Genomic DNA, 13,288 nt, shown 5'->3' with positions numbered 1-13,288 from the left:
GACGCACTGATCAAATCAGGCAGAGCCCATGTAGCGGCCGCCATTGGTGCTGATCGTCTGCCCGGTCATGTAGCTGGCTTCCTCGGAGGCGAGGAAAGCTGCTGCCGCCGCGATGTCCTCGACCTTGCCGAGGCGCTTGACCGGGAGGGACTTGCCATAGGCCTCCGCGTCGATCGGGGCTTGGCGCAGCATCGGCGTGTCGATCGAGCCGGGCGGGATCATGTTGGCGGTGATGCCGGTGCCGCCCAGTTCCATCGCCAGCGCCTTGGTCATGCCGAGCAGGCCGCCCTTCGACGAGACGTAGTGGCTTTGCGCAAAGGAGCCGGACTGGGTGGAAGAGGAAGTGATGTTGATGATCCGCCCCCACTGCGCCGCCAGCATGTCCGGCACGATTTCCTTGGTAACCAGCCACGGTCCCTTGAGGTTGATGCGGATCACCTTGTCGAACTCGTCCTCGCCGATATCCAGGAAAGGCGTGAAGGGTGCGATGCCGGCATTGTTGACGAGGATGGTGATCGGGCCGAACGTGCCGCGTGTTTCGTCGGCGGCGGCCTTGATCGCGGCCTTGTCCGAACAGTCGGCGGTGATCGCCAGGGCCTTGCCGCCGGCTTCCTCGATCAGCCGCACCGTTTCGGCCGCGCCTTCGGGATTGAGGTCCCATACGGCGATGGCGGCCTTGTCCTCGGCAAGGCGCAGCGCGATGCCGCGCCCGATGCCCGAGCCGCCGCCCGTGACGACGGCGACCTTGCCTTCAAGCGAACGTGTCATGAAATTCTCTCCCGCGGATGCACTCGATTTGCGCTGAACGGGTGAACAGCGAGCGCCCCGGGAGTCAAGAACCCTTGTTACATGCGTTCGGCGAAACCGCCGTAGCGGCCTTTGTGGAACAGCATGGGATCGTTCTCGCGCACTGCTTCCATGCGCAGCACTTCGCCCAGCACGAACCAGTGATCGCCCGCTTCGGTTACCGAATAGAGCCGGCATTCGATTGCGGCGATCGAGTCCGCGATGATCGGCAGGTTATGGTCCGATACCGTATATTCCACGCCGACGAACTTCTGGTCGCCCTTGGCCGTGACGGCCCGGCAGACGTCTGTCTGGTCGCTGGCCATGACGTTGACGCAGAAATGCCCGGCTTTCTCGATCAGCGGCCAGGACGAGGACTTCCTGTCGGGGAAGAAGCCGACCAGCGGCGGATCGAGCGAAACGGAGGTGAACGAGCCGACGACCATGCCCGCGGGCTTGCCATCGTCGAGCGCGGTGATCACGCAGACGCCGGTCGGGTAGCTGCCCAGGACCTTGCGGAACTCGGCCGGGTCGATGGTGGTCGTGGTCACTGGGTCTGTCATCCTGTTACTGCGATGTTGCGACGCATCATGGCTTGAGAACTCCCTCCATCCGTCGGGCGGTTTCGTCAAGCCATTGGCGGAAGAGCGTCACCCGCGGAAGCTTGCGGATATCCTGGTGAGTCACGAACCAGAATGCGCGGGTTATCCGGCATTCGGGCAGGACCTGAACCAGTCTCGGATCGGAATCGGCCATGAAGCAGGGCAGGACGCCCAGCCCGCCGCCGCTGGCGACGAGACTGTGCTGCGCGGTGATGCTGGGCGAGCGGATCGCCGCCTTCAGGCCCGGCTGGATCTCGTCGAGATAGCGCAGTTCGGGCGAATAGAGCAGGTCGGGAATGTAGCCGACCATGGCATGGCCCTCCAGCAGGTCGGCCGGGCGCGCGGGGCTGCCGTGGGCATCGAGATAGTCCCGCGTCCCGTAGAGGGCGAGCGTGTAGTCCGACAGCTTGTGCGCCACCAGCGGCCCGGTGCGGGGGCGGGAGAGCATGACAGCGACATCCGCCTCGCGGCGGGTCGGGCTGAGGAACCCGCTGCTGGCGACGAGATCGATGGCGAGGCGCGGGTGTTCAGCCTGGAATCCGGGCAGGTGCCGGGCAAGGAACCAGCAGCCGAATCCCTCGGACGTGCTGATGCGCAGGGTGCCGTAAAGGCCGTCGCTGCCCTGGGCGGGTTCGGTGATCCGGCCGGCCGCGCTGGCCATGGCCTCGACCGAGGAGAGCAGGGTTTCGCCTGCCTCGGTCAGTTCCTGGCCGCTGCGGGTCTGTTCGAACAGCGTGGTGCCGAGCGCGGCTTCAAGGCGGCGCAGGCGGCGCCCTACGGTGGTGGGGTCCACCCCGAGCAGCCGTGCCGCTCCCGCCAGTTGCCCCGCCCGGGCGATGGCGAGGAAGGCCTGGTAGTCGCTCCAGTCAATGGAATGCATCGTCAAGGTATCGTCACTGCGGAGAATTGTCCGTCCGGCTGCAAATGTGCAGTTATCGATGGCGTATTTTCAGCTTGCCTGCAAATCGGACCGGGACCACCTACCCCTCAAAGAGCGCTTGCGGGCGTTCGGGGAAAGAAATTGCGAAAGGATGAGGAATGCGGCTGATTGACCACTTCGTTGTCGGCGGAAGCGGCGGTTCGGCCGCCCGTCTGGGTGACGTCTTCAATCCCAGCACCGGGCAGGTCCAGGCCCAGGTCCCGCTTGGCGACAAGGCGCTGCTCGACCGTGCCGTGGCCACCGCCCATGCCGTGCAGCCCAAGTGGGCCGCCACCAATCCCCAGCGCCGCGCGCGCGTGCTGTTCAAGTTCAAGGAACTGATCGAACAGAACATGCAGTCGCTTGCCGAAATGCTCGCTTCCGAGCATGGCAAGGTGGTGGACGATGCCAAGGGTGACATCCAGCGCGGCCTTGAAGTGGTGGAGTTCTGCTGCGGAATCCCGCACATGCTCAAGGGCGAATACACGCAGGGCGCCGGTCCGGGCATCGATGTCTATTCGATGCGCCAGCCGCTCGGCGTTGGCGCGGGCATCACGCCGTTCAACTTCCCGGCGATGATCCCGCTGTGGATGTTCGCCCCGGCCGTGGCGGTGGGCAACACCTTCATCCTCAAGCCGTCCGAGCGCGATCCTTCGGTGCCGAACCGCCTCGCCGAACTCTTCATCGAAGCCGGTGCGCCGGAAGGCGTGCTGCAGGTCGTCCATGGCGACAAGGAAATGGTCGACGCGATCCTCGATCACCCCGGTATCGCCGCGGTCAGCTTCGTCGGGTCGTCGGATATCGCGCAGTACGTCTATTCGCGCGGCGTTGCCGCCGGCAAGCGCGTGCAGGCGATGGGCGGCGCGAAGAACCACGCCATCGTCATGCCGGATGCGGACATGGATCAGGCCGTCAACGACATCATGGGCGCGGCCTATGGCTCGGCGGGCGAGCGCTGCATGGCGCTGCCGGTCGCTGTCCCGGTGGGTGATGAAACCGCCGAAATCCTGCGCGAAAAGCTGGTCGCCGCGATCGACAAGCTCAAGGTCGGCGTGTCCAACGATCCCGAGGCCCAGTACGGCCCGGTCGTGACTGCGGTTCACAAGCAGAAGATCGAGAACTGGATCCAGACCGGCGTCGACGAAGGCGCGGAACTGGTCGTCGATGGACGCGGTTTCTCGCTTCAGGGTTATGAGGAAGGCTTCTTCGTAGGCCCGTCGCTGTTCGATCATGTGACGACCGAGATGAGCGCCTACAAGGAGGAGATCTTCGGGCCGGTGCTTCAGATCGTCCGTGCCAAGAACTTCGAGGAAGCCCTGGAGCTTCCCACGAAGCACCAGTACGGAAACGGCGTCGCCATCTTCACCCGCAACGGTCATGCCGCGCGCGAGTTCGTGCAGCGCGTGCAGGTCGGCATGGTCGGCGTGAACGTTCCGATCCCGGTGCCGGTCAGCTATCACAGCTTCGGCGGCTGGAAGCGTTCCGCCTTCGGCGACCACAACCAGTACGGCATGGAAGGCGTGCGCTTCTGGACCAAGGTGAAGACCGTGACCCAGCGCTGGCCCGATGGCGGCGCGGGTGACAGCGCCTTCATCATCCCGACCATGGCCTGAGGCCGACTGGCGGAACATGGGGGCTTGCGCGGGCGTTGCCCAGGCAATGCCCGCGGAACGAAAAGGACGTTTGATGATGCAGATCAGGAACGCACTCGCCCCCATGGCCGCAGCGGCGCTGCTCTTCGGACTTGCGGCCTGTTCGAAGGAGCCGGCCGAGCCCGCCGCGCAGGAAACCGGAACCGCCGTGCCGCAGCCCACGCCGAGCAGCGCTGCCGCCACCGGGCCAGCGGTGATGCCCACCGCCATTCCCGGTGCCCTGCAGGGTCGCTGGGGGCTCGTCGACGCCGATTGCACCAGCACCCGGGGCGACGCCAAGGGCTTGCTGACGATCAGCGGCGATACGCTGACCTTCTACGAATCGGTGGCGAAGCTGGCGACGATCAGGTCCGGTTCGCCTTCCTCGTTCAATGGTGAATTCGCCTTCACCGGGGAAGGGCAGAGCTGGAACCTTGACGTTGCGCTGACATCGCCCGACGGCGGCAAGACATTGATCCGCAAGGATACCGGACCGGACGCGATGCCCGGTCCGCTCACTTACACAAAGTGCCCCTGAGGGCACCTAACCGCACCTGACAGGGACAGAGATGACCGAACAGTTTGGGCTGACCGAGGACCAGCTTGCGATCCAGGAGACTGCGCGCAAGTTCACCGCCGACCGCATCACGCCTTACGCGGCCGAGTGGGACGAGAAGCACCATTACCCGGTCGATGTCTGGAAGGCCGCCGGCGAACTCGGCTTCGGGGCGATCTACGTTTCGGAGGAAAGCGGCGGCATCGGCCTCGGCCGTCTCGACGCGGCGCTCATCATGGAGGCCATGTCCTACGGCTGCCCGGCGACCAGCGCCTATATCTCGATCCACAACATGGTCGCCTGGATGATCGATACTTTCGGTGACCAGCAGCTCAAGGACCGCTATCTTCCCGATCTGGTGACGATGGAGAAGATCGGCTCCTATTGCCTCACCGAACCCGGCTCCGGCTCGGATGCGGCGGCGCTCAAGACTTCGGCGCGGCTGGACGGCGACCATTATGTGCTCAACGGCACCAAGCAGTTCATCTCGGGCGGCGGCTACAATGATGTTTATGTCGTCATGGCCCGCACCGGCGATCACAAGTCGCGCGGGATTTCCTGTTTCGTGGTGGACAAGGACACGCCGGGTGTCTCCTTCGGCGCGCCTGAGAAGAAGCTCGGCTGGAACGCATCGCCCACCGCGCAGGTGATCTTCGAGGATGCCCGCATTCCGGTCGCCAACCGCGTCGGCGCCGAGGGCGACGGCTTCAAGTTCGCCATGGCCGGGCTCGACGGCGGCCGCCTCAACATCGGCGCCTGTTCGCTGGGCGGCGCGCAGCGCTGCCTCGACGAGGCGGTCCAGTACGTGAAGGACCGCAAGCAGTTCGACGTGGCCCTGGCCGAGTTCCAGAACACCCAGTTCCGCCTCGCCGAAATGGCGGCCGAACTGGAGGCAGCCCGTGCGCTGCTGTACCTCGCCGCAGGCAAGGTCACCGCCGGATCGCCCGACAAGACCCGCTTCGCCGCCATGGCCAAGATGATGGCCAGCGACACCGGCTCCTCGGTGGTCGATCGTGCGCTGCAACTGTTCGGCGGATACGGCTATCTTCGCGACTATCCCATCGAGCGGTTCTGGCGCGACCTGCGTGTCCATCGTATCCTCGAAGGAACCAATGAGGTCATGCGGATGATCATCGGCCGCGACCTCCTCAAGTAAGGGGCCCGAGGACATGACGACCGACCTGTTGAGCACCGAAGCCCTTGCCCGGGAACTGCTGACCCGCCGCGAGGGCGTGGCGGGCGTGATCTCGCTCAACCGACCCAAGGCGATCCATGCGCTGACTCTGGGCATGTGCGAATCGATGCGCGAATCGCTTGGTGAATGGGCCGGCGATCCGGGCGTGAAGGCCGTGATGATCGAGCATAGCGAGGGGCGCGGTTTCTGCTCGGGCGGGGACATCAACCTGCTGCGCCGTTCCGCGCTGGAGGATCACGGCGCGGCGGGGCGCAGGTTCTTCCACGAGGAGTACCGGCTCAACCACCAGCTCTTCACTTACGAAAAGCCGGTGGTTGCCTTCATGGACGGCGTGACCATGGGCGGCGGCGTCGGCATCTCGCAGCCGGCGCAGTTCCGCGTGGCGACCGAACATACCCGCTTCGCGATGCCCGAAACCGGCATCGGCCTGTTTCCCGACGTCGGCGGCGGCTGGTACCTTTCGCGTCTCGACGGCCGCCTCGGGCAGTTCCTGGCGCTGACCGGCGCCCGGCTGGACGGTGCGGAGTGTCTCTGGGCGGGCCTTGCCACGCATTATCTTTCCAGCGAAGCCCTGCCGGAAGCCAAGCGCCGCATCGCGGCCGGGCATGAAATCGGCGGCGTGCTCGGCGCCCTGTCGGTCAAGGCGCCGGAACCCAAGATCGCCGCGCACGAGGGCCAGATCCGCAGGCACTTCGCCTTCGACACGCTGGAGCAGGTGCTGGCCTCCCTGGAATCCGACCAGAGCGAGTGGGCCGCGCGCGAGCTTGCCACCTTGCGGACCAAGAGCCCGCAGGCCTGCAAGGTCTCGCTGCGCCAGCTCGCCACTTCGCTGACGCTGGATACCTTCGCCCGGAACATGGCGATGGAATACCGCATCGGCAGCCGGGTGATCGTGCTGCCCGATTTCGCGGAAGGCGTGCGCGCGGTGATCGTGGACAAGGATCATGCGCCGAAGTGGAATCCTGCGGCGCCCGAAGATGTAACCGAACCGATGCTGGACGCGATCTTCGCGCCGCTGCCCCAAGAGGAGGAATGGAAGCCCCTATGAGCTATGAAACGATCCTGGTTGAAACGCGCGGCGCCGTCACTCTCATCACGCTCAACCGCCCGCAGGCGCTCAATGCGCTCAACTCGGTGGTGCTGGAAGAGCTGATCCGGGCCTTCGCGGCGTTCGAGGCGGACAAGACCCAGGGCTGCGCGGTGATTACCGGCGCGGGCGAGAAGGCCTTCGCCGCAGGTGCCGATATCAAGGAAATGGCCGACAAGCCGGGCGCCGAGTTCTATTCGGAGGACTTCTTTGCCGGTTGGACCAGCCATCTGGTCAAGGCCACGCGCAAGCCCTGGATCGCGGCAGTAAACGGCTTCGCGCTTGGCGGCGGGTGCGAGGTGGCGATGATGGCGGACTTCATCATCGCTTCGGAAAACGCGAAGTTCGGCCAGCCCGAGGTGAAGCTGGGCGTGGCGCCGGGCATGGGCGGTTCGCAGCGCCTGACCCGCGCAGTCGGCAAGTCCAAGGCCATGGACATGTGCCTCACCGGCCGCCTGATGGACGCCGCTGAAGCCGAGCGTTCAGGCCTCGTCAGCCGCGTGGTGCCGCTGGAGCAGCTTCTCGACGAAGCGCTCAAGGCCGCCGCCGCGATCGCGGCCATGCCGCCGCTTGCTGCGATGATGAACAAGGAACTGGTCAACATGGCCTTCGAGACGACGCTGGACACCGGCCTCGTCATGGAGCGCCGCATGTTCCAGGTTCTCACCGCCACCGAGGACAAGGCCGAAGGCATGGCCGCCTTCGTCGAGAAGCGTCCCGGAGTCTGGAAGGGCCGCTGACGCCGTTCCTGCTCGTCCAAGGTTTGCACAAGGGCGCAACCCGATCCCGTTCCGGCCCATATCGTTCCGGCCGGCGGCGGGATTACAGGTTGCGACCCAGGGAGAGAATGTCATGAAAATCGCCTTCATCGGACTCGGCAATATGGGCGGCGGCATGGCTGCCAATCTCGTGAAGGCGGGCCATGAGGTGCGGGCCTTCGACTTGTCCGCCGAAGCCGTAGCCAAGGCGGCGGAACAGGGTTGCGAGACGTTCGCCGCGGTCTCCCAGGCCGTCGAAGGTGTGGATGCGGTGGTGACGATGCTGCCCAACGGGGCGATCGTGCGCTCGGTCTATACGGCCGAAGTCTTTGGCCATGCTCCGCGCGGGGCGCTGTTCCTCGATTGCTCGACCATCGACCTCGAAACCGCGCGCGAGGTGGTGGGGCTGGCGCAGGCCGCCGGCTACGCGATGGCCGATGCCCCCGTATCGGGCGGCATCGCGGCGGCCAATGGCGGCACGCTGACCTTCATGGTCGGCGGCAGCTCAGACGTGTTCGAGCGCGCGAAGACGGTGCTCCAGCCCATGGCCAAGGCGGTGATCCATGCCGGGGATACCGGTGCGGGGCAGGTCGCCAAGATGTGCAACAACATGCTGCTGGCGATCCACATGATCGGTACCTGCGAGGCGCTGGCGCTGGCGGAAAAGGCCGGGCTCGATCCGCAGACGTTCTACGAGATCAGTTCCAAGGCCACGGGCTACTGCTGGTCGCTGAACGACTATACGCCGATGCCCGGCGTCGGCGCGGCGAGCCCGGCGGACAACGGCTATGCCGGGGGCTTTGCCTCCGCGCTGATGCTGAAGGACCTGCGGCTGGCGATGGCGGGCGCGGAAACTTCCGGCGCCGCGGTGCCGATGGGCGAACACGCGACGAAGATCTACGAGGCCTTCGTGGAGGCGGGGAACGGCGGTAAGGACTTCGGAGCGATCTTCACGACGCTGTGAAATCCTCCCTGCTGTCCTCGTCCTTCTTCCTCTCCAGCACGAAACGGGGCACGCGCAGGCCCTTGGTCCGCCCGGTCAGATGATACTGCCGGCAAAGCGCGCAGCGATAGGGCCGCAAGGTAACGGCCGCTTTCGCTGCCGCTTGCAGCGCTTCCGCCTCGGCGGCGTAGCGCCGCTTGCGCTGGCAGACGCCGAAGCGCGTTCGCATGGGTTCAGCCCAGCAGCCGCGCGCCCAGCAGCATGAGCAGCTTCACGTCGATGGCATAGCCCTGCGTGCGCCACGCCGCGATCGCCTGTTCGATCCCGGCAAGGGGCACGCGGTGAACGACGATATCCTCGCTGTCCACGCCGCCGCCTTCGCCCACTTTCACAAGGTCATGCGCGCGGAACAGGGTGAAGCTTTCGCTGACCATCCCCGGCGAGGAATAGAATTCTCCCAGGTTTTCCATGCGGCCTGCGTGAAAGCCGGTTTCCTCTTCGAGTTCGCGGGCGGCGGCGACGCTGGCGTCCTCGTCGGCGCTGTCGTCATGGTCGCCGACGAGGCCGGCGGGCAGTTCGATGCAGCGCTTGCCGAGCGGCACGCGGTACTGGTCGACGAGGATGACATGATCCTCGGCGTCCACCGCAAGGATCACGGCAGCGCGGATGCCGCGCGCGCGGCTGACATATTCCCAGCGGCCGCGCTTGCGGGTGGTGATGAACCGGCCCTGCCAGATCACTTCGTCCGGCGCGTCGGCATCGGGCGGCAGGGGAAGGGCGGAGATATCGGTCATATTTCGATCAGCCTGTCGGGAAGTTCGTTCACGTCGTCATCGGCGCGAGGGAAGTGCTGGGAAAGGATCGCGCCGACTTTGCCGACCGCCACGATCATGCCGTCGCAAATGCGGCCTTCGCCGACATGGGCGAGCATGGCCGACATCGCCTTGCCCCAGACTTCGGGGTCGACCTTTTCGGCGATGGCGCGATCTGCGACGATCTCGGCGCGGTGCTCGCGCATGGAGAGGTAGATGAGCACGCCGGTACGGCCGGTGGTGCGCTGCTCGGCGCCGATGCGGAAGGCGCGAACGGCATGGGCATGGACGCGCATGGTCTTGATCTGCGGCGGAACCAGCCAGAACTTGAGCGGCTGCCAGAACTGGAGCAGCAGCATCGCCCCGAACTTGATCGCGGCCACGCCAGCCGCAAGGCCCAGCAGCATGCGCGGGGTCCACTCGTGGCCCCAATCGGCCAGCAGGCGCTCGTAAAGGCCCATGTAGAAGCCCGGCGCGATCACCAGCGCGCCCAGCGCGAGGAAGGCGACGATCGCCGACCATGCGAGCGCGACGTCGGTATAGCCGTCCGAACGGTCCGCCAGAACGGTGACGATCTCGCCGGCGCTGTGCATTTCGGCCTCGCCCACGGCCGCGCTGATGCGGTCATGGTCCTCGGCGGAAAGATAGACGGGTGTCGGCATAGTCTCAGTCCCCCTTACCAGCTTCCGCTCGCGCCGCCGCCGCCGAAGCTGCCGCCGCCGCCCGAGAATCCGCCTCCGCCTCCGAAGCCGCCACCGCCGCCCCAGCCGCCACCGCCGCCCCAGCGGTCGTCGTCATCGTCGTTGCCGAAGCCGCCGGGCATCCAGATGATCGGGCCGCCGAAGCCGCCCCGCCGCCTGCCGCCGCCGCGCGCTTCATTGACCATGGGCATGACCACGAAGAAGACGATGATGAGGATGAACACGATAACGCCGAACGGGAAGCCGCCGCCGCTGTCCTTGCGCGCGGCATCGGCATCCGCCGCTACCTTGCGCGCCTGGTCGGGCGGCAGGGTGAGCTGCTTGACGAGAGCGTCGGTCCCTGCCTCGATACCGCCGGGATAGTCGTCGGCCTTGAAGCGGGGGAGGATGTCGTTGTTGACGATGAGGAACGAGAGGCCGTCGGTGATGATCGGCTCAAGGCCGTAGCCGACCTCGATCCGCACCTTGCGCTCATTGGGCGCCACGATCAGCAGGGCGCCGGTGTTCTTGTCCTTCTCGCCGATGCCCCAGGCACGGCCGAGTTGATAGCCGTAGTCGGAAATCTCGTAGCCCTGAAGGCTGGGCAGGGTGACGACCACGAGCTGGCGGCCGGAGTTCTTCTCCAGCGCGTCGAGCTTCTGCGTGAGCCGGGCTGCGACTTCGGGCTGCAGGAGATGGGCATCGTCGACGACGCGGCCGGTCAGTTTCGGAAACGTGGGCTCGGCGGCTGCATGCTGGGCAAGCAGCGCGCCGAACGCCAGGAGGATGGCCGCAAAAACGGCCCTGAAACGTGTCACGTTATCAGATCTTGCCTTCGAGGCTCGGCGCGACGTCCGCCCCCGGGGTGGCCGCCTGATAGGGAACCAGCGGGTCCGCGCCGCGCAGCTTGGCGCCGATCATGGTCGGGAACGTGCGGACTTCGGTGTTATAGTCCTGAACCGAGGCGTTATAGTCGCGCACGGCGATGCGGATGCGGTTTTCCTGGCCCTCGATCTGGGTCTGGAGCATCTGGTAGTTCACGATCGACTTGAGGTCGGGATACTGTTCGACGCTGACCAGCAGGCGCGACAGGCTCTGGCCGAACTGCGATTGGGCGGCCTGGAACTGCTGCATCTTGGCAGGATCGTTCAGGTCTTCCGCATTGACCTGTACGCTGGTCGCCTTGGCGCGCGCCTCGACCACGCCGGTCAGGATTTCCTTCTCCTGCGTTGCGGCGCCCTTGGCCACGGCGGCGAGGTTGGGAACGAGGTTGGCGCGTTCCTGGAAAGCGGCCTGGACGTCGGCCCACTTGGCCTTGGCGGCTTCCTGCTTGGTCGGGACCGAGTTGAAGCCGCAAGCCGCCAGCGAAAGCGCTGCCGCAAGGGCCAGCACGGCGCGGCTCTTGCGGGCCAGGTTGGAAAGGGTCATGCGTGATCCTCCTGATCGGCGCGGCCAAGGAGCCACGCCTGTTGTCCGCATAGATAGCAGGCGGAGGTCCCGGTTCAAGGACAGTCGCATTGCGCGGCCGCGATGAACATCGCGGCGCAACCTATTGTTACAGGACCGATTGTTACAAAAGGTCCGATGTGGCAGGTTCCCGCAGCCGCCCGTGGACGGAACAGGATCGAGGGGAAAACGACCCATGCTTCAGGAATTCAAGACTTTCATCGCGCGTGGCAACGTGCTCGACCTCGCCGTCGGTGTGATCATCGGCGCGGCTTTCGGCAAGATCGTCGCCTCGCTGACCGACGACGTCATCATGCCGTTTATCGGCCTCATCACCGGAGGCATCGATTTCAGCAACAAATTCGTCGTGCTGGGCACCGTTCCGGCCGGCTATACCGGCCCCATGACTTACGCAGGGCTCAAGGCGGCAGGTGTCGCCATGTTCGGCTATGGTGCGTTCCTCACGGCGATCATCAACTTCCTGATTCTCGCTTTCGTCATCTTCCTGATCGTGCGCCAGGCCAACCGCCTGCTGCCCAAGAAGGAAGAGCCCGCGGCGCCCACCGGCCCCACCGAAGTCGAACTCCTGGCGGAAATCCGGGACGCGCTGAAGAAGGACTGAGGCTGAAAAATCCTCTGTGAATTGCAGAAGGGCGGGGTCATTCCCGCCCTTTTCTTTTCCGGCCGGCGCCCTATATGAGGTTCCGCCGGTTTCGACCGGATATGATGATAAACTGCGCCGTATAATAGGCACAGCGGACCCGGGGGCGGTACCCGGCGGCTCCACCATCACCCGTTCCTTCGGAGTTTTCCGGCGGGACAGCCCTGTTGTCGCAGGGGTGATGACGGGGCCGAACTAGGATCGACGTGTGTTGAAAAGCGGTGTTTTCATTCGGGCTGAGTAACCCGTTCAAGGCTCAAAACTCACAAGTGCCAACGACAACGAAGCACTCGCTCTCGCCGCGTAATTCTAGGGGCTAACGCCCTGACGTTACAAAGCTAAAGCGCGGTTGGACCCACCGGGCAACAGAAGGGATTCCAGGGGTTCGGGGTGTACCTTGCAACAGAAACACCCCACCTTCCCGGCCTGAAACATGCAGGCGGGCAACCTTGGAGAAGGGGAAGCGGAATGGCTTATTCCGGCAGTTGCCATTGCGGCGCCGTGTCCTTCACCGTCGATGCCGATCTTCCTTCCGAAGCGATGAGCTGCAATTGCTCGCATTGCCGCCGCAAGGGTTTTCTCCTGACATTCGTGCCCGAGGATGCGCTTGGAATTTCCAGCGGCGAGGACGCGTTGCGGGAATATCGCTTCTACAAGCACAAGATCGTGCACCGTTTTTGCACCACCTGCGGGTGCCAGCCTTTCGCCGGTGCGCAAGGGCCGGATGGCACGCCGATGGCTGCCATCAACTTGCGCTGCGTGCCCGAGGCGGACCTTGGCAAGCTGGCGATCAGGCCGGTGGACGGCGCGAGTTTCTGAGATTTCCCGTCAGGCTGCGTCCGGCCTTGCCTGTCCAGCGATCTGGCCCGGAGCCTGAGCGGTTATCAGGGCAGGGGCACCGCTGTCCTCCGGTTCGGATGTGGTTTCGAGCTTGGCCAGTTCGACCTTTGCGGCGTTTTCGGCTTTCTCGTACTTGATGCAGTCGAGAATTTTGGCGCCTGCCATGAAGACGGCGCCCGTGCACGCCAGGAACAGCAGCTTCCCGCCCCAGCCGGGAAAGCGCGTGATGTACACGCTGCCGCGTTCCACGGCGCCAAGCGCAAGGGCGTAGATGATCATGAACGCTTCCCAGCGTGTCTTGATCACGAACAGTCGGCTGAGTTTCTGAAATATTCCCGGTTTTCGAAACATTCCCATCCTCACGTCCTGCCC

Annotated in this window: 16 protein-coding genes, 1 other RNA gene and 1 pseudogene; 9 read left to right on the top strand and 9 right to left on the bottom strand. The window is 65.1% G+C overall.

From position 1 onward, the window contains the following. Window positions 1–15 precede the first annotated feature (15 nt). The 3 genes from U9J33_RS13455 to U9J33_RS13445 all read right to left on the bottom strand — a co-directional run bounded on the left by U9J33_RS13455 (window position 16) and on the right by U9J33_RS13445 (window position 2,268). The gene (locus U9J33_RS13455) at window positions 16–768 is read right to left on the bottom strand and encodes an SDR family NAD(P)-dependent oxidoreductase (protein ID WP_185997055.1); all 753 of its coding nucleotides are present in this window, start codon (window positions 766–768) and stop codon (window positions 16–18) included. A gap of 77 nt (window positions 769–845) precedes the next feature. After that, window positions 846–1,337, bottom strand: a complete 492-nt coding sequence (locus U9J33_RS13450) for a flavin reductase family protein (protein ID WP_324695952.1) — start codon at window positions 1,335–1,337, stop codon at window positions 846–848. A gap of 37 nt (window positions 1,338–1,374) precedes the next feature. Further along, the gene (locus U9J33_RS13445) at window positions 1,375–2,268 is read right to left on the bottom strand and encodes a LysR family transcriptional regulator (RefSeq protein WP_054440737.1); all 894 of its coding nucleotides are present in this window, start codon (window positions 2,266–2,268) and stop codon (window positions 1,375–1,377) included. Between the two features lie 158 nt (window positions 2,269–2,426). On the opposite strand from U9J33_RS13445, the gene U9J33_RS13440 reads away from it, so the two are divergent. The 6 genes from U9J33_RS13440 (at window position 2,427) to mmsB (ending at window position 8,498) form a co-directional block, all read left to right on the top strand. Next, window positions 2,427–3,920, top strand: coding sequence for a CoA-acylating methylmalonate-semialdehyde dehydrogenase (locus U9J33_RS13440; protein WP_324695950.1), 1,494 nt, complete (start codon window positions 2,427–2,429; stop codon window positions 3,918–3,920). 73 nt (window positions 3,921–3,993) lie between these two features. Further along, on the top strand, window positions 3,994–4,476 hold the full coding sequence (locus U9J33_RS13435) for a hypothetical protein (protein WP_324695948.1): 483 nt from the start codon (window positions 3,994–3,996) through the stop codon (window positions 4,474–4,476). Window positions 4,477–4,507: 31 nt separating this feature from the next. Then, window positions 4,508–5,650, top strand: coding sequence for an acyl-CoA dehydrogenase family protein (locus U9J33_RS13430; protein ID WP_185997057.1), 1,143 nt, complete (start codon window positions 4,508–4,510; stop codon window positions 5,648–5,650). 13 nt (window positions 5,651–5,663) lie between these two features. After that, entirely contained in the window at window positions 5,664–6,737 is a 1,074-nt protein-coding gene (locus tag U9J33_RS13425; protein WP_324695945.1) for an enoyl-CoA hydratase/isomerase family protein, read from the top strand. Continuing rightward, window positions 6,734–7,516 (top strand): enoyl-CoA hydratase-related protein, encoded by a 783-nt coding sequence (locus U9J33_RS13420; protein ID WP_054440745.1) that lies wholly within the window; start codon window positions 6,734–6,736, stop codon window positions 7,514–7,516. Before U9J33_RS13425 ends, U9J33_RS13420 begins: the two co-directional genes overlap by 4 nt. Window positions 7,517–7,628: 112 nt before the next feature. Beyond that, a complete protein-coding gene (mmsB, locus tag U9J33_RS13415) occupies window positions 7,629–8,498 on the top strand; it encodes a 3-hydroxyisobutyrate dehydrogenase (RefSeq protein ID WP_324695941.1) in 870 nt (289 codons plus the stop codon). Here the strand turns inward: mmsB and U9J33_RS13410 are convergent. From U9J33_RS13410 to U9J33_RS13390, 5 genes are read right to left on the bottom strand one after another with little or no spacing between them, the layout of a single operon-like run. Further along, window positions 8,485–8,706 carry a hypothetical protein gene (locus U9J33_RS13410; RefSeq protein ID WP_324695939.1) on the bottom strand — a complete coding sequence of 74 codons (222 nt, stop codon included), beginning with the start codon at window positions 8,704–8,706 and terminating at the stop codon, window positions 8,485–8,487. The genes mmsB and U9J33_RS13410 overlap by 14 nt on opposite strands. Window positions 8,707–8,710: 4 nt before the next feature. After that, on the bottom strand, window positions 8,711–9,271 hold the full coding sequence (locus U9J33_RS13405; protein ID WP_132468942.1) for an NUDIX hydrolase: 561 nt from the start codon (window positions 9,269–9,271) through the stop codon (window positions 8,711–8,713). Then, window positions 9,268–9,951, bottom strand: a complete 684-nt coding sequence (locus tag U9J33_RS13400) for a TPM domain-containing protein (RefSeq protein ID WP_185997062.1) — start codon at window positions 9,949–9,951, stop codon at window positions 9,268–9,270. Before U9J33_RS13400 ends, U9J33_RS13405 begins: the two co-directional genes overlap by 4 nt. A gap of 14 nt (window positions 9,952–9,965) precedes the next feature. Continuing rightward, entirely contained in the window at window positions 9,966–10,787 is an 822-nt protein-coding gene (locus U9J33_RS13395; RefSeq protein WP_132468944.1) for a TPM domain-containing protein, read from the bottom strand. A gap of 4 nt (window positions 10,788–10,791) precedes the next feature. Then, window positions 10,792–11,397 carry a LemA family protein gene (locus U9J33_RS13390; RefSeq protein WP_054440748.1) on the bottom strand — a complete coding sequence of 202 codons (606 nt, stop codon included), beginning with the start codon at window positions 11,395–11,397 and terminating at the stop codon, window positions 10,792–10,794. Between the two features lie 214 nt (window positions 11,398–11,611). Between U9J33_RS13390 and mscL the strand changes: the two genes are divergently transcribed. From mscL to U9J33_RS13375, 3 genes are all read left to right on the top strand, one after another. Then, complete coding sequence (gene mscL / locus U9J33_RS13385; protein WP_054440750.1) at window positions 11,612–12,037, top strand: large conductance mechanosensitive channel protein MscL; 426 nt, start codon at window positions 11,612–11,614, stop codon at window positions 12,035–12,037. Window positions 12,038–12,082: 45 nt separating this feature from the next. Further along, window positions 12,083–12,494, top strand: a transfer-messenger RNA (tmRNA) gene (gene ssrA, locus U9J33_RS13380). 50 nt (window positions 12,495–12,544) lie between these two features. Beyond that, a complete protein-coding gene (locus U9J33_RS13375) occupies window positions 12,545–12,895 on the top strand; it encodes a GFA family protein (RefSeq protein ID WP_054440752.1) in 351 nt (116 codons plus the stop codon). A gap of 114 nt (window positions 12,896–13,009) precedes the next feature. Here the strand turns inward: U9J33_RS13375 and U9J33_RS13370 are convergent. Continuing rightward, window positions 13,010–13,249, bottom strand: a pseudogene (locus U9J33_RS13370) (hypothetical protein); the annotation flags it as partial. Window positions 13,250–13,288 lie beyond the last annotated feature (39 nt).

The organism is Novosphingobium sp. RL4 (assembly GCF_035658495.1).
Taxonomy (GTDB): Bacteria; Pseudomonadota; Alphaproteobacteria; order Sphingomonadales; family Sphingomonadaceae; genus Novosphingobium.
Note: the sequence above shows the minus strand (reverse complement) of the source record. Positions and strands in the feature narration are given on the sequence as shown.